Here is a 2,777-nt window from a genome sequence, read left to right as displayed (position 1 = left end):
CCGGGCGGGGCCGCCGCCCGGCGCCGGGGGTGGGTGGGCCGCTCAGCCTCCCATCTGCTGGTTGGCATCGGTCAGCTTGGCCTTGACGGCCTCCTCGGTGACCGGCTTGCCGCTCGCGACGTCCGCGAACAGCTGGTTCATGGCGTTGCCCACGAGCGTCTCGAACTGGCTCTCCTGGGCCACCTGCGGCAGCGGCGCGGCCGTGGTGGAGAGGATCTGCTGGAACGTCTTGATCGTCTCGCTCTCGAACGCCGGGTCGTCGTAGGCGTCCGTGACGGTCGGCAGCGAGCCGTACGCCTTGTTGAGGTTCTGCTGGGTCTGCTTGGCCGTCATGAACTGGGCGAACTTCAGCGCCCCGTCCTTGTTGGCGGCCGTCTTGAACACGGCGAGGTTGATGCCGGCGACCATGGCGTTGACCTGCTCGCCGCCCTGCGACGGGTCGGGCAGCGGGATCGGGGCCAGGCCGTAGTCGTCCTCGGACCAGCCGGCCTGCTTGAGCTGCGTGGCGATCGACTGCCACATGAGCATGCCGGCCTTGCCGGAGACGAAGTCCTGCACCGCCTCGGTGCCGTTGGCGTACTCCGCGTTGCTCGGATTGACGATTTTGTGGACGGCCATCAGGTCGAGGTACTGCTTGATGGCCCTGGTCTCCTGGTCGGAGTCGAAGTGCGGCTTGCCGGAGGCGTCGAACAGCTCGGCGCCGTGCTGCCGGCCGAAGATGAAGGCGTGGTGGGCGTTCTCGCTGACGCTCGCGCCCTCGACGGCGAGCCCCCATTTGCCGTCCTTGGTCAGCTTCTTGCCGTCCGCGATCAGCTCGTCCCACGTGGCCGGCGGCTTGTCGATGCCGGCCTCCTTGAACATCTTCTTGTTGTAGAAGAGGCCGTACGTCATGCCGTAGATCGGCACGGCGGTGGGCGGCTGGCCGGGGGCGCCGGTCGCGGCGAGGCTGGGGCCGAGGAAGCGCTCCTTGCCGCCGAGCGTCTTGAGCAGCGCGTCGTCCCACGGCACGAACGCCCCGGTCGCCTGCAGCGAGGCCGACCAGGTGTTGCCGATGTTGACCACGTCAGGGCCCTTGCCCGACGTGGTCGCGGCGAGGATGCGGTTGAGCAGGTCGGCCCATGGGACGACCTCCAGGTTCACCGTGATCCCGGTCTCCTTGGTGAACCTGTCCAGCTCGGGCCTCAGCACCTCCTTGTCGTTCTCCAGGCTCGTGCCCTGGTTGGACGCCCAGTAGGTGATCGTCTGGGCCGCGCTCCCGCCGGCCGATCCGGCCGTGGACGGCGAGTCGCCGGCGCCGCAGGCCGTCGCGGCGAGCACGAGGGCTCCGGCGACGGCGAGGAGATATGGCTTGCGTCTGCGCACGGGTGTTGTCCTCACTCTTGCGGGTGCGACCGCCCGCCCGCGAGGGCGGGGGCCTGGGGGGTGAACAGTCCATGTCCTGCGACAGCGGGGCGCGGACGGCCCCCGCCTGCGCGAAAGCCGCCCCTCGTTCCGGGGCGTGCCTCGCGCGCACGGGCTCTCCTCGCCGCCACGGCTTGGAGAGCGCTCTCCAAGCAGGAGAGTGTCGCGGAAGGCCGGACGTGTCAAGAGGCGGCCTTCACCGTCCCACCCCGCCCGGCCGCCCCTTCGCCGGTCTCACCGGCATGAACTGGGCGTTTCGGCGATGACGCGGTCCCGCCTTGACAGGGCGGCCGCCGGAGACCACGCTCTGGGAAAGCGCTCTCCCATCCCTGTTCCCTCGGCACGAAAGAGGTCGTCACTTCCCAGCCGCATGCCGGGCACGTCCCGGACGCCCTGCCGGCCGGTCCCGCGTCGCCCCCGCCCCGGCCGCCGTTTACCGTGTCAATACGCGTTCTTTACTTTTTTTGCCAATTTGTGCGTCCGTTCGAACTTCGGGGGTAGCTCGCCGCTCCAGGGACGATTTCGACCCAAGGAGGCTTCAGTGAGCGACTTCCATACCGAGACGCGAACATACGCCGGGGGAAGCGAGCTGCCGCAGGACGCCGGCCGTCAGCAGACCGGACAGCAGGGCACCACACAGGCAGGCACCACGCAGCCGGGTACCGCGCAGCCGGGTACCGCGCAGCCGCGTACCGGGCAGCCGCGTACCGGGCAGCAGGTGCGGCAGGCCGCGCAGGAGACGGCCCACGAGGCCAAGTCGGCCGCCGGCGAGGTGGCGCTGACCGCCAAGGACCAGGCGCGGACGGTGGCCCACGAGGCCAGGGAGCAGACGCGGCACGTTCTCCACCAGCTGCGCAGGCACACCGACGAGCAGGCCCGGCACCAGAGCAGGCGCGCCGCCGACACGATCCGGCAGTGGACCGGCGAACTGGAGGCCATCGGCGACAACGCCAAGCCCGACTCCCCCATGCGGGGAGTGGTCCAGCAGGTCGCGGAGCGGGGTCACCGCGCCGCCGACTACCTGGAGACCGAGGGCGTTCAGGGCGCGGTGCGCGACGTGCAGGACTTCGCGCGGCGCCGTCCGGGGCTGTTCCTCGCCGGCGCCGTGGTCGCGGGATTCCTCGTCGGGCGGGCCGTCAAGGCCGTCGCCTCGGCCGAGGATCCGCACGCGAGCGGCCCGGCGAACGGCCCGGCGAACGGCACCCTGGACGGTGACGCCAGGTGGTCCGGCTCCGGCGCCGCCTACGACTCCGGATACCGCTCTGGATACGACTCCGCCTCCGGCGACGGGAGCGGCGCCGCGTACGGTTCCGGGTCGCCCTCGTCCGCTGCGTACGGCACCCGCCCGGTCACCACGTACGGCACGGGCACCCGGC

General features: G+C 71.0%; 3 protein-coding genes. 1 reads left to right on the top strand and 2 read right to left on the bottom strand.

Annotated elements, in window-relative coordinates; all coding sequences use genetic code 11:
• Positions 1–42 precede the first annotated feature (42 nt).
• A complete protein-coding gene (locus AB0J39_RS39055) occupies positions 43–1,362 on the bottom strand; it encodes an extracellular solute-binding protein (protein ID WP_363474200.1) in 1,320 nt (439 codons plus the stop codon).
• A gap of 577 nt (positions 1,363–1,939) precedes the next feature.
• Positions 1,940–2,149 (bottom strand): pentapeptide repeat-containing protein, encoded by a 210-nt coding sequence (locus AB0J39_RS39050; protein ID WP_363474198.1) that lies wholly within the window; start codon positions 2,147–2,149, stop codon positions 1,940–1,942.
• On the opposite strand from AB0J39_RS39050, the gene AB0J39_RS39045 reads away from it, so the two are divergent.
• Positions 2,120–2,777, top strand: a 658-nt coding sequence (locus tag AB0J39_RS39045) for a hypothetical protein (protein WP_363474196.1), incomplete at its 3' end; no start/stop codon positions are given. The genes AB0J39_RS39050 and AB0J39_RS39045 overlap by 30 nt on opposite strands.

The organism is Microbispora sp. NPDC049633 (assembly GCF_040675265.1).
GTDB classification, from domain to species: Bacteria; Actinomycetota; Actinomycetes; order Streptosporangiales; family Streptosporangiaceae; genus Microbispora; species Microbispora maris.
Note: the sequence above shows the minus strand (reverse complement) of the source record. Positions and strands in the feature narration are given on the sequence as shown.